A 26501-nucleotide genomic window follows, 5' to 3' on the forward strand; every position below is an offset into this window, starting at 1 on the left:
GGCGCGCCGCGCAGTCCATGGTTTTGTATCTCTTTGTTTGGGATAGTAAGAATATACCGGAAAGAGAAAGGTTATTGTTCAAAACAGTAGAGGTGTAAAGCTGTTGAGCAAGCTGTCGCATTGCTATATGACCAGTAAGAGTCAAGCCGCCATGATTCCCCATTGTACGCAGATCCTGCTGTTGAGCCCCAGTCGCTGCAATTACCGCTAAGATTAATCTGGTTTCCATTAGTGTGCACGTTTGTCCAAACTTTCTTGTTCACCTGGAGGGCTCCAGTTTCATCTATGGTAATTGTGGTTGGATTCGCTGCGTTTATCAGGTCAGCCCAATCATCGGCAATGCGGCGCCCATTAACAAGCCGATAGGGGATCGAGGCTTGAGTAAAGCTGGCGGATGGTGCGGTAAGCCCATTTGAATCACTAATCCAAGCTTTATAGGTTCCGCCCAAACCTTCCGCATCTGCCAAGGCCTGGCATTTGCTGTCTGCTCCCGTTACCCCGCCAACGGCAGCTCCCGTATAAGATGCGGAAGAGATAAATACTTTTTTATGCGGCCCAACCGGGTCGTTGGCCTGCTGGAAACAATAAAGGTGATTTGAGGCTGTACAGCTTTGTGATCCGGCATACGACCACTGGCTATCAACACGGCTGTTTTGTCCGTTGTTCCCGGTCGGGCCTGTTGATGACCAGTAGCTACAACCCGTTGTATTTATTCTGTTGCCGTTGCTCCATAAATTTGACCAGACATTCTTACTTGATACCAGATTTCCGTTTTCGTCGCGGTCAATATAATTATCAAGACTACCGTCTGTGAGGTCAGTCCAGTTATCAGCAACTTTCGTTCCATTGAGCAATTGATACTGAAGAGTTGATTGCGTGAAACGACTTCCCGGAGCGCTTAAATCAGACTCGTCAGCGAGCCATGGCAAATACCAGCCGGGCCGCCCGGCGGCTTCTGCGAGCGTCTGACATTTATGATCAGCCCCGCCAATCCCGCCGACTTCGGCTCCTGTGTAGGCTGCCGAGGTAATAAAGACGAGCATGGCATCGGGGCCTGTTGTGACCTCCCAATCATTGCGCAAAGAGGCGATTAGTAGAGATGCCGTTAATGTAGTCATCGGCGATGCCGAAGAGGTTAGGCGTAATTGAACCCAGTCTCCATCATCAACCGTACCGGCTGCACTTGTCCATGCCGGGCTTCCCGCTGTACATGATGCTTCCGAACAAATGCGATATTCCGGTGATCCGCCGCCACTGATAGAAATACTAGTTGTGCAGGCATTTGTATCAACCTGACTGATATTTGAGGTTATATACTGTGCTTTTCCTGTATCAAATTCGTTGGTAAACGCAATATTATAAACTGCACAGGAATTTCCTGGCGCGGCCCAAACGGTTCCATTGCAATATTCTACCTTGGAACTGCTGCTGTCGTAGCGGATGGTTCCTTCCAGAGACGCATCACAGGTTCGGTTATCGTAGCCGAAAAGAACAGAGCCTCCGCTAAAACTTCCTGAAGTCTTCTGTGCCTGTACATTTGAAAAAGGGATGAGGATTATGAAGATTGTAAAAATCAAGAGTTTTTGCATTTCTTTTATCCGCCCCATATCTGCCAGGTTGAGCTATCACAATATTCAATGTTTGTTATGCTGCTGTTATATCGGATGGCGCCTTCCAGAGACGCATCACAGGTTCGGCTATCATAACCTATTTCTACAGAGCCTCCACTAAAATCAGCGGAAATTTCCTGGGCGTGAGTGAGGGGGCTAAGCATGGGCAGCATTATGAGCCCTGAGAGCAGGATATGTCGTGCATATATTGATCTTAGTGTTTTCATAGCTGACATCTGCCTTTTTTGTTCCTTATGTTTTGCGGCGGGTGATGATTAGGCTCCCCAGACTGCCGAGCATGATCCCCAGCAGCATGAGCAGGCCTATTTCCGCTTTGCTGATGCCGTAGCCGGTATGGGCTTTGAGGCCCGCAACATCGCGGCGGAGATCCTCAAGTGCGGCGTGCTGCTCGGCTTTGATCTGCGCGATTTCGGTGCGCAAGGTGTCGTTTTCGGCCTTGAGATCTTTGGTTGTTTCGATCATCGGGGCGATCAGGCCGACATAGTTTACAGACTTGGTGCCCATCTCATCATCGGCGGTGCGCACCAGTTCGGGGAAGATCTGTTCGAGTTCCTGTGCCATGACGCCGTATTCAATCTGGCCTTTCTTATCGCTTTTCATGCGGAAGGAATAGGTGTCCACCTGCATCAGGCGCTCAACCATCGCGGCGCGGTCCAGCGGCGTGATGTCGGTTTTCAGGCGGCGGTCGGAGACGTCCGTGATCGTGCCGGTATATTCGATGTCGCCGGTGACATCCAGTTCCACGCTGGGGTTGACCATACCGACACCGACCTTGCCGCCCATGATGGCCATGGTGTTAGCCTGCGTCAAATTAACACCGCTCTGGTCGCCCATGAAGATCCCAATCGAGTCTGCCCCGGAAACAATAGGCCGCGTAGCCGTGGAATAAGTCGCCCCAATCGCGACGGATCCATTCCCGGTTGCGCTGACATAGCGACCAATAGCCATATTATAGCCATCGGCTATATTGCCTTTACCAAAAGCATAGCCATTGTGAGTAGAGCTTCCTGCAACATTATCGATCCCCAAAGCGACGCTTGCATCATAAAAAGTATCATTGTTCCATCCGGCGGCAAAATTATAGTTTCCTGATGTCGTGTTGTCCGTGCCAAAGGCGGCGGAGGAACTGCCTACGACAAGGTTGTTATCGCCGGCGGCAAAACTGTAATTGCTTGCGGCCCGGTTTCGATTGCCAAAGGCGGCGCTTAATGTGCCGATACTGGCCTCATTCCAGCGCGTGTTGTATCCAACCGCAGAACCTGCACGCAAAGCTTGTTTATCTGTGTGCCAGATCATCCCTTTTGTCGTCAATCCGTCAAACCCGGCGGAGGTCATGGTTTCCCCGGTTTTGATGATATGGGCGCTTTGGTAGGAAATATGGGTCGTGTTGTCGGTCCACAGGCCGGTCGAGCCGCCATTAGCAATCGTCTGCCATGTCGAGCCGTCGCAGTAGTTCAGGGCCGTGCCGCCGGAGTCATACCGGATCGCGCCTTGTATGGTCGAGGAGCAAGCCGTGCTGTCGTAATCAAGCTTAATGGCGCCTGTTACGTCGAGGGCAACATCGGCGGCCAAATTTGTCGCTGGAACATTCGGGTCAATCACCATCCGCCCGCCGAAGAGGCCGAGCGTACTGGAGGAGGCGAAGACGACGCCGCCATCCTGATCGCCCATGAAGATCCCCATGGACTGGATGCCGGTGACTTTTGGTTTGGTGGTGATGGTGACGGCATTATCGACCAAACCAATGGCGAAGGATCCATCGCCCGCACCATCTCCGGCAGTGCCGCTTCCTGCGATAACCGAATGTCCCATTGCGGTGCTGGCCAGACCACTGGCTTCCGTGCTTTCTCCCATGGCGGTGGCTGTGCCACCACTGGCTACGGTGTAAAAGCCCATGGCGGTGGCGATATTACCGCTGGCAATGGGTCCGGAACCCATCGCCACGCTTGCCATGCCGCTGGCAACGGTGTTTGCGCCGAGCGCCGTACCCGCCATGCCACTGGCGGTTGAGCCTGTTCCCATGGCAAAACCAAAGTTTGCGCTGGCCGTTGTATCAGACCCCATGGCTACACTATATTGGCCGGAACTGGTGTAATTCCAGTGGCTTCCTGAGACGCTGCCGGCGCGGAAAGATCCTGTGGAGACATCAAAGAACATGCGGTTGTCTTCTGATCCCGTGCCGGTATCATCGAGTTGATAAGACCCGACAATGAGGTCACCTGCACTCGTATAGGTGAAGTTGGCCTCGGCTGCGAAGTTGCCGCCGGAGTTGAACTGGATACCACGGTCAGGCGCACCGGGCAGGGCGCTGCCGGACAGGGTTGCAATATCGGCGGCTGTAAAACAGTTATTCCCGTCTTCATCGCAATAATTGATAGCGCCCAAATCTCCTGTGATGTCCATTTCCAGATCCTGCTCCCCGCCTGTGGAGGTGGCAAGCTGTGTCGCGGGAACATTAGGATCCAGAATCATCCGCCCGCCGAAGAGGCCGAGCGTACTGGAGGAGGCGAAGACGACGCCGCCATCCTGATCGCCCATGAAGATCCCCATGGACTGGATGCCCGTGACTTGGGGCGGGGTGGAAACGATGGTGGTGTCATCAATCAAGCCAATGGCCAAAGAGCCATCGCCAGTGCCATCCCCGGCTGTGCCGGAACCGGCGATTACAGAGCGGCCCATCGCGAAGCTGACGGCGCCACTGGCTGTGGTCGTTGAGCCCATCGCCGTGCTGTAATCCCCGCTCGCGGTACTTCCTACGCCCATCGCGGTACTGTCTTCACCGCTGGCGGTGTTGTTGTCCCCAATGGCCACAGCGTTTGTTCCGCTGGCGGCCGCGCTATTTCCGAGTGCAGTGCTGTTAAGGCCGCTGGCTGCTGCATTCCACCCCAAGGCCATGGCATTATTGTGGGTGGCCTGGGCGTTCCAACCCATCGCGATACTTGATATTTGAGTGGCTTGCGCATTTGCGCCGATCGCGACGCTTTGCGCGCCGCTGGCCGTCGTGGCCGTGCCCAGCGCGATACTCTCGTTGCCGACATTCGCATCATCCCATTCTGTGCCTATGACGCGGCCTGCGCGGAAGGCGGCTTTGGATTTGTCGAAGAACATGCGCCGGTCTTCATTGCCTGTGCCGGTGTCATCGAGCTGATAAGAGCCGACGATGAAGTCCCCGGCCGAGGTGTAAGTGAAGTTGGCCTCGGCTGCGAAGTTGCCGCCGGAGTTGAACTGAATTCCGCGGTCGGGCGCACCGGGCAGGGCGCTGCCGGACAGGGTTGCAATATCGGCGGCTGTAAAACAGTTATTCCCGTCCGCATCGCAATAGTTGGTGGCGCCGATATCGCCGGTGACATCAAGCTCCAGATCCTGCTCTCCGCCGGTGGAGGCGGTGGAGGAGGCCACGGCCAGCGTGCCGGTGGGCAGCGTCGTGTTGCCGTCGACATTCAAGTTGGTATCGATATCGGCCGAGCCGGTGACCTTCAGGCCGTCATTGATCGTCACATCGCTGTCGCTATCTGTGATATTGCCGTCGACCTGCAAGGTGGAGGCCAGGGTGGTGGCGCCGGTGACCCCCAGCGTGGAGGAGATGGCGGCGGTGCCGGTCACATCGAGCGTGGTGGCCGGCGTGGCGGTGCCGATGCCCAGACGGCCGGTGGAGGTATAGGTGAAGTTGGCCTCGGCGGCGAAATTGCCGCCGGAGTTGAACTGGATCCCGCGGTCTGGCGCGGCGGCGGATGGTGTGCCGGTGGTGATTTCATCCCACGACCCGGCGGTTTTACAAAGGTAGAATTTATTGTCGCTGGAGTTGTAATGGATCGCGCCTTCGCGGGACGCATCACAGGCTTCGCCGCCATAGGCCATTTTAATCGTGCCGTCGACTTCCAGCGCTGTGTCGGCGGAAAGATTTGTAGCCGGGACATTCGGGTCTATGACCATTCGCCCGCCGAAGAGGCCGAGTGTGTTAGCATCAGATAGATCAACACCGCCATCCTGATCGCCCATGAATATCCCCATGGACTGATTGCCGGTGACTTCTGGTTCTGTTGTAATTGTCGTTGCGGAGGCAATCAGACCCAGTGCGTAGGCGCTATCACCACTGGCGGTGACATGGTTACCCCAGGCCGTGCTGCCCCAGCCTAAGGCCGAGGCATAATTTCCTCTGGCCGTGCCGAGGACACCGCTTGCTCCTGCCTCATAGCCAGATGCATGAGAGAGATTTCCGAGCGCATAGATAAATTGTCCTTGTCCAAAGCTTGCCCAGCCGCTTGACGTTATAGTCTGTCCGATCGCCGCGGCGTGTGTTCCCGTAACACCCAGCCCTTCTCCAACACCAAAGGCTGCGTAGCCGGAAACTACTACCGAATTTCCGGTTGCAAAACTATTGTTACCGCTGGCTGTTACATCATAGCCAAAGGCTGCGCTGTAAGTCCCGACATTGGCATCATCCCATCGCGCGCCTGTAGCAGTTCCCGCCCGGAAGGCCCCTTTGGATTTATCGAAGAACATGCGGGAAGTGTGGTTGGCATCGCCATCATCAGCAAGTTGCGGGGAGCCGAAAACAAAATCTGCGGTGGTATAGTTAACCGTGCCACTGGTGGAGCGGATTACGCCGGAATTATCTTCAAAAACTCCGGTGCCGACTTCGTCTGGGGTAAAACAGTTATTTCCATCGGCATCGCAGTAATTCACCGCGCCGATATCGCCCGTCACATCAAGCTCCAGATCCTGCTCTCCGCCGGTGGAGGCGGCAAGCTGTGTTGCGGGAACGGCAGGATCTATAATCATTTTGCCGCCAAAGAGCCCCATGGTATTGGATGCGCTCATGACCAGTCCGTCCTGATCGCCCATGAAGATCCCCATGGACTGGATGCCTGTGATTTGGGACGGTGTGGTGATGGTGACGGTTTCATCGGTCAAACCAATGGCGAAGGAACCATCGCCTGCACCATCTCCGGCAGTGCCGCTTCCTGCTATTACGCCATATCCCATAGCGGTACTGAGGATACCGCTTGCTGATGTAGCACCCCCCGTCGCTGTACTGTAATAGCCGCTAGCGGTGGTAGCAGCACCCATCGCGGTACTGTAAGTTCCGACATTTCCATCATCCCATTGCGTGCCTCCAACACCTCCGGCACGGAAGGCGCCTTTGGAGACATCAAAGAACATGCGGTTGTCTTCTGATCCCGTGCCGGTATCATCGAGTTGATAAGACCCGACAATGAGGTCACCTGCACTCGTATAGGTGAAGTTGGCCTCGGCTGCGAAGTTGCCGCCGGAGTTGAACTGGATGCCGCGGTCGGGCGCACCGGGCAGGGCGCTGCCGGACAGGGCGGCAATATCGGCGGCTGTAAAACAGTCATTCCCGTCTTCATCGCAATAATTGATAGCGCCCAGATCTCCTGTGATGTCCATTTCCAGGTCCTGTTCCCCGCCGGTGGAGGTTGAAAGCTCTGTGGCGGGAACATTAGGATCCAGAATCATGCGTCCGCCAAACAGGCCGAGCGTGTTGGAAGAGCTCATTACAACACCGCCATCCTGATCGCCCATGAAGATGCCGAGGGATTGATCTCCTGTGATTTTTGGTTTTGTTCCGATTGGAGCTGGCGGGCTTCTTAACCCCATCGCAATGGAGCCGTCACCTGAGCCATCACCGGCTGTGCCAGATCCGGCAATAACATCTCGTCCCATCGCGATACTGTAAGAGCCGCTTGCTACCGTGCTCTCACCGATTGCCGTGGCCGTACTACCGCTGGCGACTGTGTCAAAGCCCATGGCTGTAGCGATAGCTCCGCTGGCTGTTGTGCTGCTTCCCATCGTGATACTTGCCATGCCACTGGCCACTGTGGTGGCACCCATCGCCGTACTTGCCATGCCACTGGCCACTGTGGTGGCGCCGATCGCGGTGCTCCAGTTATTGCTGGCTACTGTTCCGTACCCTGTGGCTGTGCTGTAAATTCCGCTAGCTGTTGTATCGTAACCGAGCGCTACACTATATTGGCCGGAGCTGGAGTAATTCCATTGGTTTCCAGTAGCAGATCCCGCACGGAAGGCGCCTTTGGATTTATCGAAATATATGCGGGAATCGTGGCTGGCATTCCCGTCATCTTCGAGTTGCGGACTACCAAACACAAAATCCGCATTTGCGTGAGCTCCTGAGCTTGACAGGCGCACAACATTGGAGGCATTTTCCCAGATTCCGCCGCCGCCGCCAGAAACTGTTGCTGCTGTGAAACAGTTATTTCCGTCCGCGTCGCAGTAATTGGTAGCGCCGACATCTCCGGTGATATCAACTTCTAGTGTTTGTGCGCCGGTGCTGAAGACGGTTGAGCCGATGGCGAGGCCCGGCAGGTTGATCAGGCTGGTGGCACCGCCTGCATTGTTGCCGACACCAAGAACTTCGGCGATGTCCTGATTCATCTCGCCGGTGGTGAAGCAGTTATTGCCGTCTGCATCACAATATTCGGTGGCGCCGATTTCTCCTGTGACGTCGAGTTCGAGAGTGGCTGTGCCGGAGCTTAGCGTTGTAGAACCAATCGCTACACCGCCAAAACCGATTGCGTTTGCGCCAGCTGCATCGTTATCATTAGCGAGAACATCCGGCAGGCCTTTGCCGCCGAGACCATCACCGCCACCGCCGCCGGAACAAGCTTCTGTGAAGATGCTTGAGCCATCAGTTTTTAGACAGGTTGCGCCTGTGCCTGCGCCAAAACTGCTGGCATCTATATCGTCTTCCTGAACTGCGTCATTTTGAATGGTGGTTGCGCCTGTGCCGTCAATTGCCACGTCGCCGCTCATCGCAACAGGGTTGAAGTTGGTGCCGTCGGCGACCATGATATGGCCAGCGGTGTTGGTGGCCATGGTAATATCATCGCCGGAGACTGTGAGATCTCCGCCAACAGTTGTGTCGTTGGTTACATTGAGCGTATCAGAGATGTCGACGGTGCCGTTGACTTCGAGTGTGTCGTTAAAGGCACTGACATCATATGTGTCAGCAAATCCGATGCCGACGCGTTTGTTTGCTGTGGTCAGGTCTGCGTGGATGGCATCGCCGAGATTCATGTAATTTGAGCTTGAGCTGAATGCGGCGACATCGCCAAGCAGGATATTGGAGGTGTCATCGCCATTGCTGAGTATTTGTGTGCCATCGAGCAGGTAAATGCCTGAAGCCTGAATGTCGCCGGAAACATCGAGTTCTTCGGCTGGGTTGCTTAAGCCGATACCAACAGTGCCATCATTTTGTACCGTGAAAATAACGGAGGCGGAGCTATCGCGTACGCTGAGGGCATCGGTCGTGCCGCCTGTGGCGCCGCCGGTGATGGTGACATCATTGTTAAGCGCCGATGTTCCGGTAACCGCGAGCGTTCCTGAGAGTGTGGTGGCTCCGGTTACGCCAAGTGTGCTTCCCAAAATCGTTGCGCCCGTGATCTCGGCTGTGCCAACGACGTCGAGAGCATCGTTGGGGTTGTTCAGGCCGATGCCGACATTTCCTGAACCATAATAGATGTCAGAGCCGTTTTGGCTCCAGAGATTTGCACCTGCTGCCACTGATACCCAGGCGAAGCTGCCGGGGGAACCATCATCTTCGTTACAGATTTCAACAACATCCGGGTTTGGTCCTGTATTAATACGCAGCAGGTTTTCGTTGGCGCCATTACAGGTAGTCAGTGTAGCTTGCGTTGGCAAGGTTAATGATTTTTCACCAAGCTGAAGCTGAGCAGCGGCATCTGTGAGGTCGAGGACGTCAGTAAACTTACCGCCGCCGGTGACTTCAAGGTTTTTGTTGATTTCTGCGATGTTAGGATCGGTGGCTTTTAGATTCCACAGCCCTCCCGATCCTGCAATGGCCTGATTATATGTCATGGATACAACGATGTCGTCGCCGCCGCCGCCGGTATTGGGAGTCATATAGCCGCCCGCATGATCAACACAAGTCGTATTGAAAACGCCGTTAGGACCGGCGGATAAAACGGCAATGGCTATATTATTGGTGTCAACGTTTCCCGCGAGATAGTTGCCGCAACCGCTATAATCAGCGGCGGCAAGACCGTGGTCCCATGCGCAATAGCCATAAGCGTTGCCCCAAGGGTCGTTTTGAGGGGCGCCGACAGCAGGTAGCGTTCCGCCACCAGTTGGGCCGCCGCCGCCGACCGGTTCAGGGCCTTCTGTATAGCCGTCTTCGTCAACGCCAATCGTTCCGCCTTCGCAGATGATTTCAACAGCTTCATCGCTTGCGTTGACAAGGACGAGAGAGGCGGCGACGCGGGCTTCGGCTTTGGCCTGTTCGCGGCGATTGACTTCGACCATGGTAGAGAGGGGGCCGCGCATGGTGGACATGATGCCGGCGCCAAGAACGCCGACGATGGCGACAGCGCCAAAGAGGGTGAAGAACACGTTGCCACGTTCATTTAAGCGTTTTGTTGTTTGGGGGCGTTGTTGTTTTGGGTTTTGGGTTGGGTTTATGTGTGTTTGCTGTGCGCGGATGTGCGTCATGCGTGAAAATATGCCGAAAAATTTATTCGCGTCCACCTGCGTAAGCCCCCAAGCCCCAGATTTTGTAAAACAACAACAATTTAAGAATCTCACCTTCAAGTATGAATAAGAAACCTTACTAAATCCTTATCGTTTCTAAAAAAATGAGGTTGAGACCTGTGGATATGCACAAATTATTCCATAATGATGCGTACAAAGAGGTGGTGTACGTATTTTATGGTTTTTTATAGTTTTTATAATGTCTTAATATTTGCGAATCGGTTGGTGATTCTGAATGATTTTTGGCGGAATTACGTTTTGAGGAGACCGAATCGGGTCAAGCTTTCTTTTTGACGGGTGGCTAGAGCGTCAACGTCAAAATCTTCTATAAGTTCGTTAAAGACCCGATACCAGTTGATTTGCGCATTGAGGTGAATAAAGACAGAGCCGAGGCCCAGTGCAGCTCTGTCCATAAAAACGAATTCGCGCGGGACGGTTATGCCGCCGCGCTGTCGGCCGAGTTCGCGGAGACGGGCATGGACTTTTTCGGCGGTATCGCGCCCGTAAACGGCGCCGTCGGCGTGGCCGATGGCGCGGACTTTGTCATCCATGATCGGGCCATAGAGGAATTCGGCCCAGATATTCAGGGTTTCGACCTGTTCTTTGGTCAGGTCTGTAAAGCCCCAGGTTTCGTAAGCGTGGACGGCTAACTCATTGTCTTTGTTCATTAATGCGTGGTAAAGGTCGATGACGCCGCCGACGAATTTTTGTGGGAAGATACGGACACAGCCGAAATCAAGCAAATTGATGCTGTTATCTTCACGCACGGTGTAGTTTCCTAAATGCGGGTCGCCGTGGATGGTGGCGTAATAATAAAGCGGGACATACCACGCGCGGAACATATTCATGGCGATGGCATTGCGTTGCGTTTGCGGGGCGTCTTTATAGGTTAGGATTTTGTTTCCTTCCATCCAACTGGTGGTGAGCAGGCGGTCGGTAGATAGGTCATCGATGACGTGGGGGACGTGGACGCTCGGTTCACTTCTAAGCATATATTCGTAAAGTTTGCAGTGCTTGGCTTCGCGGGCGTAGTCGAGTTCTTCTAAAAGGCGTTCGGCTAATTCGGCGTAGATCTGGTTTGTCTGAATGGCTTTATCGTAGCGTTCATAGATACCGAAAATGATTTTGAGCTGATTTAAATCAGTCTCAATTGCACTTTTCATGTCAGGATATTGTAGTTTACAAGCAATAGCTTGGCCGTTTTTAGCTAATCCTTTATGAACTTGTCCCAAGGAGGCTGCGGCGGCGGCTTCGTGTTCGAACGTTTCAAAACGTTTTTCCCAGTCCGGTCCGAGTTCGGTCTTCATGCGGCGGCGGACGAATGGCCAGCCCATTGGCGGGGCATCAGCTTGAAGTTCTTGAAAGGCATTGGCGTATTCGGGAGGAAGGGCTTCTGGAATAGTCGCCAGAATCTGTCCGATTTTCATCAGCGGGCCTTTTAGATTTCCCAGCGCCGTCATGAGCGCCTGAGCATGTTCTTCGCGCTCGATTTTCAGTCCGAGGAATTTTTCGCCGGCGATTTTGGCAGCCAGTCCTGCCATGGTGCCGGAAACTTTGCCATAGCGCGTTAGCTTCGTGCCAATTGTGTTTTCTTTGAAGTCTGCTTTATTTTTCATGGGAGATAAGATGGCGGTTTTGGTTGGAATGTCTAGGTAAAAATGACATTATCCAGATATGAAACAGGCTGATGATATTCAAAACAAAGATAAGATTTTAGAAAAAGTGCTTCCAGAGGTTGCCTTCGACGGTTGGCATTGGTCTTTGGTTCAGCGTATCGCGCGAAAAGAGGGTTATAGCGCCGAAGGGTTGCATGCTCTTTTTCCCGGTAAGCTTAAAGATGTGCTGGCGGCATTTTCCGATTTGGCGGATCGAAAGATGCTGGAGGTTTTGCAAGAGGTTGACCCTGAAGATTTGCGCATTCGGGACCGTGTTTCTACGGCCTTGATGGCGCGTTTTGAGTGGCTTGCACAGCATAAGGAGGCTTTGCGTCAGAGTTTACAATTTTGGATGGTTCCGATGAATAAGCCTTGTGGAGCCAGGCTCGTGTGGCACAGTGCAGATAAGATTTGGAGGTATGCCGGGGATAGGGCTACAGATTACAATCACTATACCAAGCGGGGGTTGCTTTCGGGGGTTATCGTTTCGACGACGCTGGCGTTTTTAAATGACGAAACAGAAACGCTGGACAACACCAGAGCTTTCCTAGACAGACGTATCGAAAATGTGATGCAATTGGGTAAGGTTATTAACAAGGTTAAAAGGGTGTCGTAATGCAGCGTTTTCTTTTTCTTGTGTGTTTTTGTATTGGGGCTATGTTTGTTTCTCAGCCAGCGCATGCCGGTAAGCTGCTTGAATTTTTCTTTCCGTCTTTGCGTGATGCAGGGCCGGACCCATCTCAGACTCTGAAAGCGCCTTTCGCCGAGGATGATGTGGTTGCCGCGAATGAGGGAGGGGGTGCGGCGCATAGTGAGGCCAGTATGGTTCCTCTTCATTTGCCTCATCGCTCGGAAGAAATTATTTCTACTTGGGTCGTGACTGCTGTGTCTGATTCTTTGAACTTTAACGGTCAGAACTATCAAGACGATATAAAGAAATCGTTTGTTCATTTTGATGCCGGAGGGCGTAGTGAGTTTGAGGCGTTTTTAAAAGACAATAAGATTATGGATGTATTGCAATCTTCACAGTATAGCGTACAGAGCTATGTGAGTGCACCGCCCCTTTTGCTGAATGAAGGTGCGGTTAATAAACGTTATCGTTGGCTTTACCAGGTGCCGGTGACAGTTAGTTATTTGAAAAAAGGTACAACCAGTTATAAAGGGGTGGAAGCCACTAATCAGCATTTTTTGTTGCAGGTGCAAGTTGGCCGGAACGAAGAGGCGAAGGGTGATCTTGGTACGTTTGTTGAACGCTGGAGCGGTAGGTCGGTTAAGAAGCCTTAAAATTATCGTTTATCAAAAGACGTTTGGTTTTTATGAATTGAGGCTTCACAGTTTGGTCTCGGGCGTTACAATTGGGCCATCCGAATCAATATAAATCTTTTAAGGAGAGTTTTTATGTCCGATGCCGCTGTCGATTATGAAGTTGATGAAATTGATGAAACTGAAACACAAAATGATAGTGAGGCTTCCGGTGGTGGTGAATCACAAGATGTTGGCGGTGTGGCCGGACAGCGGTTGCGTAGCTTCATTGAGCGGATTGAGCGTCTTGAGGAGGAAAAAGCAGCGCTTGCGGAAGACATAAAGGAAGTTTATGCCGAGGCTAAAGGCGTTGGGTTTGATGCCAAAACGATGCGCAAGATTGTGTCTTTGCGCAAGATGGATTATGAGAAGCGCCGTGAATCTGAAGAGCTTTTAGATCTTTATAAAACCGCGATTGGTATGGTTTAGAGGCTAGGGCCTTTACTTAATTTGTTTGATAGAGGGCTGTAGGGTATGATTTCGGTCGAGAAACAATATCTGTGGCCCTTTTTTCTTACTGTACCGCTTATTTTGGTTAGTTTTGCAAGCGGGATGTTTTTTCGCGGTACAGATAACATTCTTATTTTTCCGCATTTGATGGCGATGGCTTGTTTCGCTGCTTTTTCATTGTGGCGCGGGCGTGAACAGGTTTGGGAGTTGCCGCGTGGGCCGCTGGTTTTTGCTTTGCTGGCGTATTGGTTCTACGTGATCATCAGTATCAGTTGGTCTACGAATACCTATAACAGTACTTTGTTTGCAATTATTTTCAGTGTGTTGCCGTTTATGTTTTTTGCATTGGTGGTGACACCGCAGCCATTGCGTTGGTTGCAGGTGCATATGGGTGCGTTGGCGGTGGCGGTAGCGATTGTTTCTGTTTGGGCGGGGGTGCAGTTTTTTGCAATTGAGCCGGGCAGGCGTGTGCATCATCCGATGCTTAATCCTAACAATCTGGCTGTGGTGTTTAATATGGCGCTGTTTCCGGCGTTGGCGTTGTATTTTTGCGCGCGCAGACGGGCTTTGATGCTGATTGGATTTGGTTTAAGCGCGTTGTTTTTGCTGGCGATGTTTACGACGCAGAGTAAAGGCGGGTTGCTTTCGTTTTTGATTGTATTGGCGGTGTTTTTTATCTTTGTGCGCGGGCAGGCAGGGATGAATTGGCGGCGCATTGTTGCAATAGCGATTGTGGCTTTCAGTCTTTTTGCTGTTGTACATGCGGTAAGTACGAAGTCTTTTGGCGGATCGTTTCTTGAGGTTGTCGCGCCGCAGGATGTTGAGTCTAAAACAGTGTCTGAGCGCAAGCTTATTTGGGCTTCAACCAGGCATTTGATTCAGGATCATTTCTGGGGCGGGACCGGTTTGGGGACGTTTACTTATTTTTATCCGCGGTACAGACATCCAAAAGATTATAGCGACGGGTATTTCGCACATATGGACCCGTTACAGTTTTGGGCGGAGATGGGGGTGATGGCCCCGGTTTTGTTTTATCTGGTTTTGCTTTTGGTTCTTATTCGTACTGTTCGAGCGACGATGATGTGTGCTCCGAATTCGCTGGAACGCGGTTGGATATATGCGTGTTTTTGCGGGCTGTTGGCTTTGGCCGGGCATGCGCATATCAGCTTTCATCTCTACATGCCGATCAATCTTTTTTTGGCGGCGTTTTTGCTCGCGGGGTGGTTTATTGCGACTGAAGCTGCGTTGAAGAGTTCTCGTTATAGTCTAGAGGCGCATCATAATTGGATAAAAATGGCTATCTATTTGACTTTGCTTGTTATTGTTTTTGCTCCAATGGTATGGATAGCACGGGCAACGGCGGGTGTGCACTATTTAAATCAAGTTGATTCCCTGATGCAGGCCGGTCAGGAAGAAGAAGCGCGCTTGGCGCTTGATCAGGCACGGCGCTACAGTCCTAAAAATTATTCCTCATTGTATGATGTTGAGGCGAAGTATCGGTTGCATATGCTTAATGCGAAGCGGCAAAACATGCCTCCTGAACAGCGCCGAAAAATGTATGAGGAAGCACATAATTATATTGACCGGGCCAGTGCGCTTAATCCAGGGTTTGTGAATTTGCTCAATCGTAAGGCTTTGATTTATTTTGCCGGTTTTCCGGATATCGACCCGAAGGGGCGTGATAAAGCACAGACCTTGCTGGAAGAAGCCTTGGCAGCGAATCCGATTTTATTGGATGTGCGCATTGGGCTTGCACATATGTATTTTATCGGAGGGGACAAGGATAAAGCATTGGCGGTGATGCAGGATCTTTATAATTATCCGGTTCCGAAAACTTTTACTCCAGAGCAGTACCAAGCGGTTGTGAAGAAATTTCAATAAACCCCTTTCATTTTTTATGAAAATACTTATAGTGTCTGGCTCTTGCTTATTTGTGTAAAAGAGTTGGGTTGATTTTTTGTGATGACAGATTTTTCTGAAAAAGCTTCTTCTTTTGAGCCGCAGACGGTTTTGCTGGTTGGAGCCGGAGTGATTGGTCGTTCGCTGGCGCTAGCGTATGCGCAGAATTTTCCAAATTTCGAGATTTGTTTGTATGACCGTGATCCGCAAATATGCGCGGCATTGCAGGATGTTATACAAGAGCGAGGCGCTGAGAATGTATGTGTGCTTTCGGATATGAATTCGTTTTTACAGGCGGCGCGGCGGGCGGCAGTCTTTGATCAATGTGTGCCGATTGACAAGATGGGCGACGTTCAACGGTTTGTGCGCGGGGTTTTACCGAAAGGGTGCATTGTGACCAACCGTGGTTCCGCGCAGGTGTATGCTTTGCAGCAAATTTTACCGCATGTTGAACAGGGGCGCGTGCATTTTGGTGCGCATATGCTGGTTGGGCGTGAGGCTTCTCCGGGGGATGAGCTGCACTGCTATCCCGAAATGTTTGCGGGGCAAATCTGTGTGATTGAGGCTTTACCGGAAAATGCGAATGCGTTAGAGCGTGATGCGCATGCGAAGCTGATGGATATTAATCAGCGTTTGGGCATGGATGTTAAAGTTTTGCCTGCATATATTCATGATCAGCTTTTGGGAGCTTTTTCGCATGAAAATACTGCGGCTTTGCGGGTTTTGGTTAATGCGACTAAGGGTAAGGCCACGGGGCTGGGTGCGACGATTATGCGCGCGTCAGTTGGTTCTGAGACGATGTGGATGCCGGTTTATCGATTTAACCAACAGGCTATGGTTCGGGCGTGTGATATACAGGAGGAAGCGCTTGGGAAATTTAAGAAGGCGTTGTTATTATCTGATCGTGCTCTGTTTTCTCAGTTGTTGCGCGATGCGCATGACTTTCGGATGAGGTGGCCGGATGCGGATGAGCCTGTGGATTCGTTGCTGGGCACGATGGGGGAATTGAATGGGCAGGGGCATGATGAACATGCGCTGGTTCAGAAAGTTTTTATGCCATTGTTGTTTAGTGTGTCGCGAACGCTGGGTTTTCGTGATGTGGTGGGGCGTTTGGGGCCTGAGTTGGAGCGCTACGGTCATCATTTTACCGATCTTTTGAACACATCAGCCAAGGATTCAACTTTGGCGGCAAAGTATAATCCGGACATGTTGGCGTCATTGATGTGGGAGCACAGGACTGGACTTCTGAGCGAACTCTATCATTATCAGGAACAATATCGGATATTTTCCAATCAGCTTTCATCTATCGGATGCGATCCTGAGGCTGCCAAAGCTTTGGGGGCTTCTATTCGTAATACAGCCGAGATTATGAATGGAGGGGCTGATATTTTACCGCGCCGAGCGGGCGGCGGGCAGGGGTTTGCTTTTCTTGATTGTCCAACCTCCGCTGGTGCACAGGAATTTCCTTTGTTGCAGCAGCTTGATTAGCTATTTCGAGCGGTTTTTGATGAGGTCTTCAACGACAGCCGGGTCGGCCAGTGTTGATGTGTCGCCGATATGATCTTCTTCATGCGTGGCGATTTTGCGCAGGATACGACGCATGATTTTGCCGGAGCGGGTTTTGGGCAGGCCGGGGGCCCACTGGATTATGTCGGGTGAGGCAATCGGACCGATTTCAGCGCGTACTGTTTGGATGACGGCGTTTTTGATCTCTTCGCTGGGTTGTTTTCCTGCTGCTAGGGTTACGAATGCGTAGATGCCGGTGCCTTTAATTTCGTGTGGGTATCCGACGACGGCGCTTTCGGCGACGTCTGCATGTTCGTTGATGGCATCTTCTATTTCAGCGGTGCCAAGGCGGTGGCCGGAAACGTTAATGACATCGTCAACGCGGCCTGTGATGCGGTAATCACCATCCTTGTCACGCTTGGCGCCGTCGCCTGTTGTGAACATGCCGGGGAAGTCAGAAAAATAAGTTTTAATAAAGCGTTCATGGTCGCCGAATACGGTACGTATTTGTCCGGGCCAGGAATCAAGAATTACAAAATTGCCTTCGGTTTCTCCGTCGAGAATTTTGCCTTCGCTATCGACAATAGCGGGTTTTATGCCGAAAAACGGTTTTTGCGCCATGCCGGGTTTGAGGGTGTGGCAGGGCAAGGGGGTGATTATGAAGCCGCCGGTTTCCGTCTGCCACCATGTGTCTATGATAGGGCAGCGTCCTTCACCAACGACGTTATAATACCACATCCAGGCTTCGTGATTGATGGGTTCGCCGACGGTGCCAAGAATGCGCAGTGAGCTGCGGTCTGTTTTCGTCACAGGCTCGTCGCCTTCACGGAGCAGGGCGCGGATGGCGGTGGGGGCGGTGTAGAAGATATTGACTTTATGTTTTTCCACTACGTTCCAGAAGCGTGACCAGTCGGGGTAATTTGGTACGCCTTCAAAAATCAAGCTTGTTGCACCGTTGGCAAGCGGGCCGTAGACGATGTAAGAGTGGCCTGTAACCCAGCCGACATCGGCGGTGCACCAGTAAATTTCTCCGGGTTTATAATCAAAAGCGACTTCGTGGGTTAAGGCTGCATATACCATATACCCGCCTGTGGTGTGCAGGACGCCTTTGGGTTTTCCGGTCGATCCGGAGGTATAGAGTATAAATAGCGGGTCTTCGGCATGCATGATTTCGCACGGGCATTCATTGGGTTGGTCATCGACAAGGTCGTGCCACCAGACATCGCGGTTGTTATCCCAACTGATTTCGCCGTCGCGGTGTTCAAGGACGAGAACTTTTTCGACTGGTGTGTTTTTGACTGCTTCGTCGCAATTGTTCTTGAGAGGAATAGTTTTGCCACCGCGCACGCCTTCATCGGCGGTGATGACAATTTTTGCATCGCAATCGACGATTCGATCATGCAGAGATTGTGGGGAAAACCCGCCAAAGACAACGGAGTGCACGGCGCCTATTCTTGCGCAGGCCAGCATGGCATAGGTGGCTTCCAGAACCATGGGCATATAAATAATGACACGGTCACCTTTTTTTACGCCAAGCTGTTTTAGGGCGTTAGCCAGGCGGGAGACCTCTTTGAGTAATTCGCCGTAGGTAACTTTGTTATCGATATCCGGTTCATCGCTTTCCCAGATCAGGGCTACGTCATTTTCTTTTTCGGGCAGGTGGCGGTCGATACAGTTGAAGCAGGCGTTGAGCTGGCCGTCTTCATACCATTTGATGGAAACGTCACCTTCAAAGGATGTGTTTTTGATGATGGTGGGTTTTTTGAACCAGTCGATGCGTTTGGCTTGCACGGCCCAGAAAATTTCAGGCTGTTCTATTGAACCTTTGTACATGGCTTTGTACTGGTCTTCCGATATGCCTACGTTGTCCAGAATGTCTTTGGAGGGGGCGAAAGTGTCGGCCATGCGTAAACTCCTTAAATTATGATTAGATGTTTACTATGCCATTAAAAAGAGAGAGCTAAAACAATAAACAATTCGCGCGTGGCTTGTTTTCTTACGTAAGGGTCGGCAAACGTAATTTATCTTAACGGAGGAGATGTCCTGATGTTCCGCCTTCGCTGCTTTCAATTTGTGTGCTTAGTAGCGGGGAGAGGCCATCGTGGATGGTTGTGGAGAGTTCATTACCTATGAGGCTTGTTGCGCCTGCGATAGCAAGGCTGAAACCGGCTAGCATCAGGCCGTATTCTAGCGCGGTCGATCCGCGTTCGTCCAACAGGAATTGGTAAAACTTGTATTTTATTTGTCTAAAATTGTATATATTTTTCATAATTAAAGTATAGCATGATGAAAATGTTTTTTGCCAACTTAATTTCATAATTTATTGTTATTGTTTTAATTTTTTGTGTTTAGGGTATGTGCTAACGCGAATGATAGTATAGTACATGCTCCAGACGGCCATAACGAAGATGTCGCTAGAGCGATGTTGCGTATATTCGCTTACGCACTGCCCATGGCGGTGACAATTTCCCACTCTTCCTCTGTGACTGGAGAAACGGACAGGCGGACCTGTTTAACGACTTTCATGTTTGACAGAACGGGATGGGATTTTAGGTCCGCCAGCGTGACCGGGTTTTTAAGCGCTGTAAGCGGTTTGACATCAACGGTGACAAATTTTCCGGTTTCGTTTTTCTCAGGATCAGGGTCAGTGTAGGCTTCGCTGGTGACCTCCAGAATGCCGACGATTTCCTTGCCTTCATTGGAGTGGTAGAAAAACCCTTTGTCGCCCGGCTTCATGGCGGCGAGGTTATTGCGCGCCTGATAATTGCGGACGCGCTTTTCCCAGCGGCCATTGCCTTTTTTAACCTGATCGTCCCAGGAGAATTTGTAAGGTTCGGATTTTAACAACCAATAGGCCATGTGCGCGTTTCCTATTTTTTATAAAGCAGTGAGAAGATGATACCGAGGCCGAGACCCGTTCCCAGGCCGACAGCCGCCCAGCTTAGAGCCAGTGCTTTGGGGATGGGCATCCAGATGTAGGCGGCGGCGTTGAGCAGCGCTAGCAAGACACCGATTTGTAGGCCAAAGCGCAGGCCTTCGGTGATGCCTTTACCTTTGTGATTACGAGTATAGATAAAGCCGATGATGATGACGAGCAGGGCCTGGTATCCAAACATATAGGGCATGAAGCTTGCTATTTCATCAACCGGTCTCCAAAGGTGCGTGGTTTGTTCATATATGTTTGAAAACAGGTTTTGGTGGACCAGAAAGTCCAGTCCAAAAACAAAGGCGAAACCAACGATTGTGGCGATAAGGAAACGCGGGATGTTAATTTTTGTGATGGGGCAATGCATTTTATTTCTCCTTTAGAGACGGAGCAAAAATAAGTCTCAAATTGTCCTCAATATTTTGTTGGTAGTCCGATGAGCCAATAAACTTTACTACCTCCTCATCTGTGCTGAGATAATAGCCTGAATAGAGAATATCTGATTGCGAGGTAAAGAATGAGTATTCAATAATATAATCTATGCCAATTTTATGAACTTCTTGATCAGGAACCAATGCTGTTTCACTTAGCCCGTCATCATCCCCAATAAGGTTATAAGGAAAAAGAAGACTTTTATAATCTTCATCGTCAATCATCTGTCACTTCCTTCTGAAGTCTATTTTTCCAGGCTTCGTAATGCTCTGGGGTGGTGCTTTTTTTAGCTCTTCATCTGTTGTGTAAAATCCTTGAGAATTTCCTTCATGTCCCAGTACTATATCTTTGGATTCTGGAACACTGAAAACATATCTGATTAGGTCTCTTCGTGTATTTGTAAAAATAAGCAGCGCGATGCAAAAAACCAAAAAGAGCGTTGTTAAAAAAATATTTTCCGTTTCTTGTCTCCTACATTTGATATTTTCTCATCAGACATCTCAATCACTCCTTTTGTCTGTGGTGTTACAGATGTTTATTGAAGCAGATCCTTATTTTAGTGGGCGGGTGAGCATGTTTTCGATTGCCTGATCGACGGGCAGATTATCATGCAGGCATTGGTATACGGCCTGAGTGATGGGCATTTCGACGTCGTATTTTTCGGCCAAATTAAGGGCGGCGTGAGCGGTGTGTACGCCTTCGGTGACGGCGTTTCTTTGTTTTAGGATTTCTTCCAGGGTTTTGCCTTCACCCAATGCGGCGCCGAGGGAAAAGTTTCGTGACTGCATGGACGAGGCGGTGAGCATCAGATCGCCGATACCGCACATACCCATAAAGGTTTCTTCCTGTGCGCCCATGGCTTTACCGAGACGGGATATTTCGGTCACGCCGCGCGTGAGAAGGGCAGCGCGGGCGCTTTCGCCGAGCTTTCGTCCATAGACAACGCCGCAGGCAATGGCGATAACATTTTTGAGTGCTCCGCCAAGCTGAACGCCGATTACGTCATTGGATATGTAAGGGCGGAAGCCTTTGACGCCGAGGGCGTTTTGGAGGGTTTTTCCGGTTTCGGGGTCGCTTACGCCGATGGTTGCAGCGGCGGGAAGTCCGGCGGCAATTTCGCTGGCAAATGTGGGGCCGGTGAGGACGGCGATTTTTGCCTCAGGGATGATTTGTTCGCAGACTTCGGAGAGCAGCAGACCGGTATCCAGTTCGATGCCTTTGGAGCATAGGACGAGAATGGTTTCCGGGCGGAGGTCGTTTTTAATGGTCTTTAGTGTGGTGCGTAGATGTTGTGCGGGTGTAACCATCAATACAATATCGCGTTGGATGGTTTCGGTAAGGTCGCCTGTAGCGCGCAAGGGTTTGGATAGAGCGATGCCGGGTAAAAAGACGGTGTTTTCGTGGCGGGTATTTATGGATTCCACGATTTCGGGTTCACGCGCCCAGATTAGACAATCGCGCCCGCCGTTGCTGAGCATTTGGGCAAGGGCTGTGCCCCAGGCCCCTGCGCCGACAACGCCTATTTTAAGATTGGATTCTGACATGGGAATGAGAATGCCTTATCTTATGCGTGGTGGTCAAGCGGTGAGCGTATCTAGTGGCCAGCGGGGGCGGGCCTTTACGTCGAATGGGTCGGATAGGCCTTTGCGCAAGCGCTCTAATCCTGCCCAGGCGATCATGGCGGCATTGTCTCCGCATAGTGAAATGGGCGGGGCGTAGGCGCGCATATTGTGTTCATTGCACAGGGTTTCAAGGCGCTGGCGGATGGCGGTATTGGCCGCGACCCCGCCGGAGATAACGAGAGTTGGTTCTTGAGGGTTGTGTTCGGTTTTAAACTTTTTGATCGCGCGGTGGGCTCGATCGGCTATGACGTCGGCCATTGTGCTTTGGAAGGCGCAGGCGAGGTCGGCGATGTCTGTGCGTTGAAGTTTGCCTTCGGGGAGCGCTTCGACGGCAAGGCGCACGGCTGTTTTAAGGCCGGAGAAGGAAAAATCCAGTTCTTTGCGGCCTTTCATCGGGCTGGGGAGGGCGAAGCATTTAAGCGCGGCGGTCGGGTCTTTGCATTCGGCGGCCATTTTTTGAATTTCCGGGCCGCCGGGATAGGGCAGGCCCATCAGTTTCGCGCTTTTATCGAAGCATTCACCGGCAGCGTCGTCCAGCGTTGTGCCCCAGAGTGTATATTGGCCGACGCCTTCGGCGACGAGAATTTGTGTGTGGCCGCCGGAGGCGAGCAGCAGGAGGTAAGGGAATGCTATCTGGTCGGTCAGGCGCGGGGTGAGGGCGTGGCCTTCGAGATGGTTGACGGCGATGAACGGCAGGTTTTGGCTGGCGGCGATGGCTTTGCCGGCGATCATGCCAATCATCACGCCGCCAATCAGGCCGGGGCCGCAGGTGGCGGCCACGCCGTCAAGATCTTTGAATTTTAGTTCGGCATCATCCATGGCTGCTTTGATGAGGGTATGGAGGTGATCAATATGAGCGCGGGCGGCTATTTCCGGCACGACGCCGCCAAAGGCCTGGTGTTCTTTAAGCTGGGAAAGGATGATATTGGCGAGAATATCGCCTTTATCGTTCACGATGGCGGCGGCGGTTTCATCACAGCTTGTTTCAATGCCTAAAATGTTCATAATGTTATCTTCTAAATTAAGGCTGCACCATACATGAGCAACTCAAACAGAACAATAAAGATTGGGACGCGGGGCTCGCCATTGGCGATGGCGCAGACACGTACAGTATGTATGAAGCTGGCTGAGGCGCATCCGGGTTTAGAAACCGAGATTGTCGTCATTCAAACCTCGGGCGATTGGAAGCCCTCGGATGGTGAGATGCGGTTGTCTGCTGCTGATGGTGGTAAGGGACTGTTTGCCAAAGAGATCGAGCAGGCGTTGCTGGAAGGCCGGATTGATGCGGCGGTGCATTCGATGAAAGATATGGATTCAACTCTGCCTGAGGGGCTGGTGGTGGAACATATGCTGGAGCGAGAAGATCCGCGCGATGCCTTGTTATTTTCACATAAAATAAAAGAGTTAGCTGATTATAGCCAATTAAAAAATGAAGGTTTGGCGGTGTTACCGCAGGCTGCCGTCGTGGGCAGTGCGAGCGTGCGGCGCGGGGCGTTTTTGCTTTCGGCGCGGCCTGATTTGAAGATCGTGCCGTTTCGCGGCAATGTACAGACGCGGATTAATAAATTGCGTGGGCCAGAAAGTGGTGGGGTGATTGATTGTACGCTTTTGGCGATGGCGGGATTAAATCGCCTTGGGTTGGCTAGTGAGGTGGATATTATTCTGGAGCCAGAGGAGATGTTGTCGGCGGCGGCGCAGGGTGCTGTCGGGATTGAGGTGCGGGCGTCCGATAATGATATTTTATCCATTTTTAGCCATATTTCTGATTATAATACAGTGGTTTGCGTAAAATCAGAGCGGGAGGTTTTGCGGATTCTGGACGGGTCTTGTCATACGCCGATCGGGGTGTATGGGGTGCTGGATGATGGTGAATTGTGGTTACGGGTCCGTGTGGTCTCATTGGACGGGGCGCAGCGTTTCGACGATGAAATTCGCGGAGCTGTGCAGACGGTTGAAGAGGGGCAATCGCTCGGGCGTGTGCTTGGTGAGCGTCTAAAACGCCGTGTGCCGCCAGAGATTTTTAATCAAGAGATTGTCGACGATGGCTGAGAAAATTCTTCAGGTGAGCAGCCAACAGGCGAACGGCCAACGTTCGGTGATTTTGGTAACCCGGCCCAAAACACAGGCCGGGCTTTTTGCCGATGATTTGGCAGGGAGAGGGTATGAGGCTTTTGTTGAGCCGATGAGCATCATCGAGCCGCTCGACTTTCATGTGCCGGATTTGGGTTATTATCAGGGGCTGATTTTTACCAGCGCGAATGCTCTAGAAATATATGCGCAGGCCCATAAAGACCGCAGCCTTCCGGTTTATGTTGTTGGGCGGCAGACACAGGAAATGGCCTATGAGCATGGGTTTAAGAAAGTTTACAGCGCTCGGGGCAATGCTGCCAATCTGGCGGATTATATCAAAGGGCATGTGCCGGATATGAAGTGTCCGCTTTTGCATGTGCGTTCCACGCATGTCGCCTATCCGTTAAAAGAGGCACTGCAGAATACGGGATATAATGTCGGTCAGTTGATTGTTTATGATGCGCCGATGGTTGAAGCGTTTAGCGATGAAGGGTGTGCGTTTTTAGAAAATGGCCGTGTTCAGGCGGTGACATTTTTTTCCAGGCGTACGGCTGAAAATTTTCTTAAACTTATAGAGGGCGCGGGTTTAACCGAAGTTCTCGCCGGTATAAAAGCCTTGTGCCTGAGCAAATCCGTGTTACAGTGCGTACGCCCTGAATTGTGGCAAGGTGCTTATGTTGCAGATAAGCCTGAACGTCAGGGCATGATGGATCTGGTTGCGCGGTATTGCGTGAAAGGGCCAGAAAAATTGCAGACTGATAAGGATGATGTGGAGAGACAAGGTATGAGCAAATCCGAAAATAGACCGATTGAGAATGCGGCGGAAGTGATTGAGCGTTTTGGCGGCATTCGCCCTATGGCCAAGAAGATTGATGTGGCTGTGACTACAATTCAGGGGTGGAAAAAGCGGGATGTTATTCCGGCGGCTCGCAGGCAGGTTATTTTAGAGGCGGCGGTGGCTCATGATGTTGATTTGAGCGACATTCTTCCTGATGCGCCGCCAGCGAATGAGAATAATAAGGGAGAACCTGCTGAGCGTAAAGCTGCGAGAGACGATGCAATCGTTTTGGAGCAGAAGCTTGTTTCTGATTTACAGGCAGAGTCTTCAGATGGAGAGGCAGAGGAAGGTAAGTTGACGATGACTACAGAGCGGCGTTCTGTTTTGGCGGCGTCTGCAGCGATGCAAGGCAATATGGCTCAGAAAGAAAAGCATGTTTTGTCACGTCATAGCTGGTTGATTATTGTTATCATTTTGGGGGTAACTATTGGAGTGGCTGCACTTCTTTGGCCGCAGAAAATTGATAATAACGGCAGGCCGGATCGTTTAAGCGCTTTGGAGGCGCGGATGCAGGAAACTGAAGGTGAAATGGCGGCGGTTAAAGATCGACAATCGTTTTTTGGTACGTTGATTCCGGACAATCTTGATGAACAGCTTGCTTCTTTGCAGGATCAGGCCGGGCGGGCCAAACAGCAGTTGGGGCAAGCGGTGGAAAAGGTGCAGGAAGTTTCCGCCGATGTTTTGGCTGAAAATGCTGGCACTTTGAGTGAACGTGCGGAAAAGTTGGAAAATCATTTGCAGGAGATGACAGGATCGCCGGTATTGGCTGGTATGCTGGAAAAGCTGCAAGAGATGCAAACTGATACGGAGGGGAAAAACCAGCTTGATCAAGCGATGGAGGAGTTGAGTGGCATTATAGGGGGGCTGGAAGGGCAGCTTGGCGCTGGATCCGGTTTGTTTGAAAGTACGCTCGATTCTGCGCGTGGACAAAGTGAGGCACTGGGCCAGACGTTTGAAAATGTGCCAGCTACTGATCTGAAGGCGGCGGCAATGCTTTTGGCTATGACGCAGTTCCGTTCGTCCTTGAATCGGGATAATGCGGCCTTTGGCAATGATTTTAATGTGCTGATGGGGTTGGTTGGTGAAGAGGATACGGAGCTTCGCTCAGCGCTTGAGAGGCTTGCGCCGCATGCGCAAAGCGGAGTTCTTACACCGTCTGGATTAAGTAATGAGTTTAGATCGTTGGCAGGTGAGGCTGTTGTGGCTTCGTTGCAGGGCGAGGATGTGTCTTTGGGAGAGCGTGCGAAGGCGCGGATAAATCAGGTTTTGCAGGTTGAAAAAGACGGCGAATTGATTTCCGGTACTGAAACGCAGGCTAAGCTTGCAGCGGCGGATCAGCTTCTCCAAGAGGGTAATCTGGAAGAAGCTATTGCAACGGTTGAAACGTTAGATGGGCCTGCGGGGCTGTATATGGCGGAATGGCTGGATAAAGCCAATGTGACGTTGATGACAGAAAAGCTCAAAGGGATGTTGACGCAAAGCGTGAATACACATGCCTATGGGAAAGCGCTCGGCATTACAGCCGGGGGCGTCATTCCGGGAAGTTCAAAGCTTATTCGCAATGAAGAGACTGGTATTAATATTTTAAGACGTAATACTTTGCCTAAAGCCTCGGATATTTCTAATCCGTTTGAGTGAGTTTTG

The 26501-nt window shown here is 51.5% G+C and carries 17 protein-coding genes; 7 read left to right on the forward strand and 10 right to left on the reverse strand.

The window, feature by feature from the left end:
* Positions 1–71: 71 nt before the first annotated feature.
* The 3 genes from H6859_10865 to H6859_10875 form a co-directional block, all read right to left on the reverse strand.
* The gene (locus H6859_10865) at positions 72–1589 is read right to left on the reverse strand and encodes a hypothetical protein (protein ID USO05601.1); all 1518 of its coding nucleotides are present in this window, start codon (positions 1587–1589) and stop codon (positions 72–74) included.
* Positions 1590–1862: 273 nt separating this feature from the next.
* Positions 1863–10154: a tail fiber domain-containing protein gene (locus H6859_10870; protein USO05602.1), complete on the reverse strand. Its 8292-nt coding sequence runs from the start codon at positions 10152–10154 to the stop codon at positions 1863–1865.
* A gap of 254 nt (positions 10155–10408) precedes the next feature.
* The gene (locus H6859_10875) at positions 10409–11773 is read right to left on the reverse strand and encodes an AarF/ABC1/UbiB kinase family protein (GenBank protein ID USO05603.1); all 1365 of its coding nucleotides are present in this window, start codon (positions 11771–11773) and stop codon (positions 10409–10411) included.
* A gap of 58 nt (positions 11774–11831) precedes the next feature.
* Here H6859_10875 and H6859_10880 point away from each other — a divergent pair, with 58 nt between their 5' ends.
* The 5 genes from H6859_10880 to H6859_10900 all read left to right on the forward strand — a co-directional run bounded on the left by H6859_10880 (position 11832) and on the right by H6859_10900 (position 16951).
* Complete coding sequence (locus H6859_10880; protein ID USO05604.1) at positions 11832–12428, forward strand: COQ9 family protein; 597 nt, start codon at positions 11832–11834, stop codon at positions 12426–12428.
* On the forward strand, positions 12428–13096 hold the full coding sequence (locus H6859_10885; GenBank protein ID USO05605.1) for a DotI/IcmL family type IV secretion protein: 669 nt from the start codon (positions 12428–12430) through the stop codon (positions 13094–13096). Before H6859_10880 ends, H6859_10885 begins: the two co-directional genes overlap by 1 nt.
* 114 nt (positions 13097–13210) lie before the next feature.
* Positions 13211–13543 (forward strand): DUF2312 domain-containing protein, encoded by a 333-nt coding sequence (locus H6859_10890; GenBank protein ID USO05606.1) that lies wholly within the window; start codon positions 13211–13213, stop codon positions 13541–13543.
* 45 nt (positions 13544–13588) lie between these two features.
* A complete protein-coding gene (locus tag H6859_10895; protein USO05607.1) occupies positions 13589–15445 on the forward strand; it encodes an O-antigen ligase family protein in 1857 nt (618 codons plus the stop codon).
* Positions 15446–15526: 81 nt separating this feature from the next.
* Positions 15527–16951 carry a prephenate dehydrogenase/arogenate dehydrogenase family protein gene (locus tag H6859_10900; protein ID USO05608.1) on the forward strand — a complete coding sequence of 475 codons (1425 nt, stop codon included), beginning with the start codon at positions 15527–15529 and terminating at the stop codon, positions 16949–16951.
* On the opposite strand, the gene acs is transcribed toward H6859_10900, so the two are convergent.
* The 7 genes from acs to tsaD all read right to left on the reverse strand — a co-directional run bounded on the left by acs (position 16952) and on the right by tsaD (position 22954).
* The gene (acs, locus tag H6859_10905) at positions 16952–18874 is read right to left on the reverse strand and encodes an acetate--CoA ligase (protein ID USO05609.1); all 1923 of its coding nucleotides are present in this window, start codon (positions 18872–18874) and stop codon (positions 16952–16954) included.
* A 121-nt stretch (positions 18875–18995) separates the two neighbouring features.
* Positions 18996–19238 (reverse strand): hypothetical protein, encoded by a 243-nt coding sequence (locus H6859_10910; GenBank protein ID USO06770.1) that lies wholly within the window; start codon positions 19236–19238, stop codon positions 18996–18998.
* Positions 19239–19408: 170 nt separating this feature from the next.
* Entirely contained in the window at positions 19409–19828 is a 420-nt protein-coding gene (locus H6859_10915) for an EVE domain-containing protein (GenBank protein USO05610.1), read from the reverse strand.
* Between the two features lie 11 nt (positions 19829–19839).
* A complete protein-coding gene (locus H6859_10920) occupies positions 19840–20262 on the reverse strand; it encodes a hypothetical protein (protein ID USO05611.1) in 423 nt (140 codons plus the stop codon).
* A gap of 1 nt (position 20263) precedes the next feature.
* Positions 20264–20551 carry a hypothetical protein gene (locus tag H6859_10925; protein USO05612.1) on the reverse strand — a complete coding sequence of 96 codons (288 nt, stop codon included), beginning with the start codon at positions 20549–20551 and terminating at the stop codon, positions 20264–20266.
* Between the two features lie 327 nt (positions 20552–20878).
* Positions 20879–21871 carry an NAD(P)-dependent glycerol-3-phosphate dehydrogenase gene (locus H6859_10930; GenBank protein ID USO05613.1) on the reverse strand — a complete coding sequence of 331 codons (993 nt, stop codon included), beginning with the start codon at positions 21869–21871 and terminating at the stop codon, positions 20879–20881.
* 33 nt (positions 21872–21904) lie between these two features.
* Positions 21905–22954 carry a tRNA (adenosine(37)-N6)-threonylcarbamoyltransferase complex transferase subunit TsaD gene (gene tsaD, locus H6859_10935; protein USO05614.1) on the reverse strand — a complete coding sequence of 350 codons (1050 nt, stop codon included), beginning with the start codon at positions 22952–22954 and terminating at the stop codon, positions 21905–21907.
* A 33-nt stretch (positions 22955–22987) separates the two neighbouring features.
* Here tsaD and hemC point away from each other — a divergent pair, with 33 nt between their 5' ends.
* Positions 22988–23998, forward strand: a complete 1011-nt coding sequence (gene hemC / locus H6859_10940) for a hydroxymethylbilane synthase (GenBank protein USO05615.1) — start codon at positions 22988–22990, stop codon at positions 23996–23998.
* On the forward strand, positions 23991–26495 hold the full coding sequence (locus H6859_10945; GenBank protein ID USO05616.1) for a uroporphyrinogen-III synthase: 2505 nt from the start codon (positions 23991–23993) through the stop codon (positions 26493–26495). The genes hemC and H6859_10945 overlap by 8 nt, the downstream gene beginning before the upstream one ends.
* Positions 26496–26501: the final 6 nt, after the last annotated feature.

This window comes from Rhodospirillales bacterium (genome assembly GCA_023898785.1).
In the GTDB taxonomy this organism is placed as follows: domain Bacteria; phylum Pseudomonadota; class Alphaproteobacteria; order Micavibrionales; family Micavibrionaceae; genus TMED27.

Bases quoted from the DNA above. Each gene is read 5' to 3' on its own strand.
- H6859_10865 (USO05601.1), bottom strand. From the start codon at position 1,589: ATGCAAAAACTCTTGATTTTTACAATCTTCATAATCCTCATCCCTTTT.
- H6859_10875 (USO05603.1), bottom strand. From the start codon at position 11,773: ATGAAAAATAAAGCAGACTTCAAAGAAAACACAATTGGCACGAAGCTA.
- H6859_10880 (USO05604.1), top strand. From the start codon at position 11,832: ATGAAACAGGCTGATGATATTCAAAACAAAGATAAGATTTTAGAAAAA.
- H6859_10885 (USO05605.1), top strand. From the start codon at position 12,428: ATGCAGCGTTTTCTTTTTCTTGTGTGTTTTTGTATTGGGGCTATGTTT.
- H6859_10890 (USO05606.1), top strand. From the start codon at position 13,211: ATGTCCGATGCCGCTGTCGATTATGAAGTTGATGAAATTGATGAAACT.
- H6859_10895 (USO05607.1), top strand. From the start codon at position 13,589: ATGATTTCGGTCGAGAAACAATATCTGTGGCCCTTTTTTCTTACTGTA.
- H6859_10900 (USO05608.1), top strand. From the start codon at position 15,527: ATGACAGATTTTTCTGAAAAAGCTTCTTCTTTTGAGCCGCAGACGGTT.
- acs (USO05609.1), bottom strand. From the start codon at position 18,874: ATGGCCGACACTTTCGCCCCCTCCAAAGACATTCTGGACAACGTAGGC.
- H6859_10910 (USO06770.1), bottom strand. From the start codon at position 19,238: ATGAAAAATATATACAATTTTAGACAAATAAAATACAAGTTTTACCAA.
- H6859_10915 (USO05610.1), bottom strand. From the start codon at position 19,828: ATGGCCTATTGGTTGTTAAAATCCGAACCTTACAAATTCTCCTGGGAC.
- H6859_10920 (USO05611.1), bottom strand. From the start codon at position 20,262: ATGCATTGCCCCATCACAAAAATTAACATCCCGCGTTTCCTTATCGCC.
- H6859_10925 (USO05612.1), bottom strand. From the start codon at position 20,551: ATGATTGACGATGAAGATTATAAAAGTCTTCTTTTTCCTTATAACCTT.
- H6859_10930 (USO05613.1), bottom strand. From the start codon at position 21,871: ATGTCAGAATCCAATCTTAAAATAGGCGTTGTCGGCGCAGGGGCCTGG.
- tsaD (USO05614.1), bottom strand. From the start codon at position 22,954: ATGAACATTTTAGGCATTGAAACAAGCTGTGATGAAACCGCCGCCGCC.
- hemC (USO05615.1), top strand. From the start codon at position 22,988: ATGAGCAACTCAAACAGAACAATAAAGATTGGGACGCGGGGCTCGCCA.
- H6859_10945 (USO05616.1), top strand. From the start codon at position 23,991: ATGGCTGAGAAAATTCTTCAGGTGAGCAGCCAACAGGCGAACGGCCAA.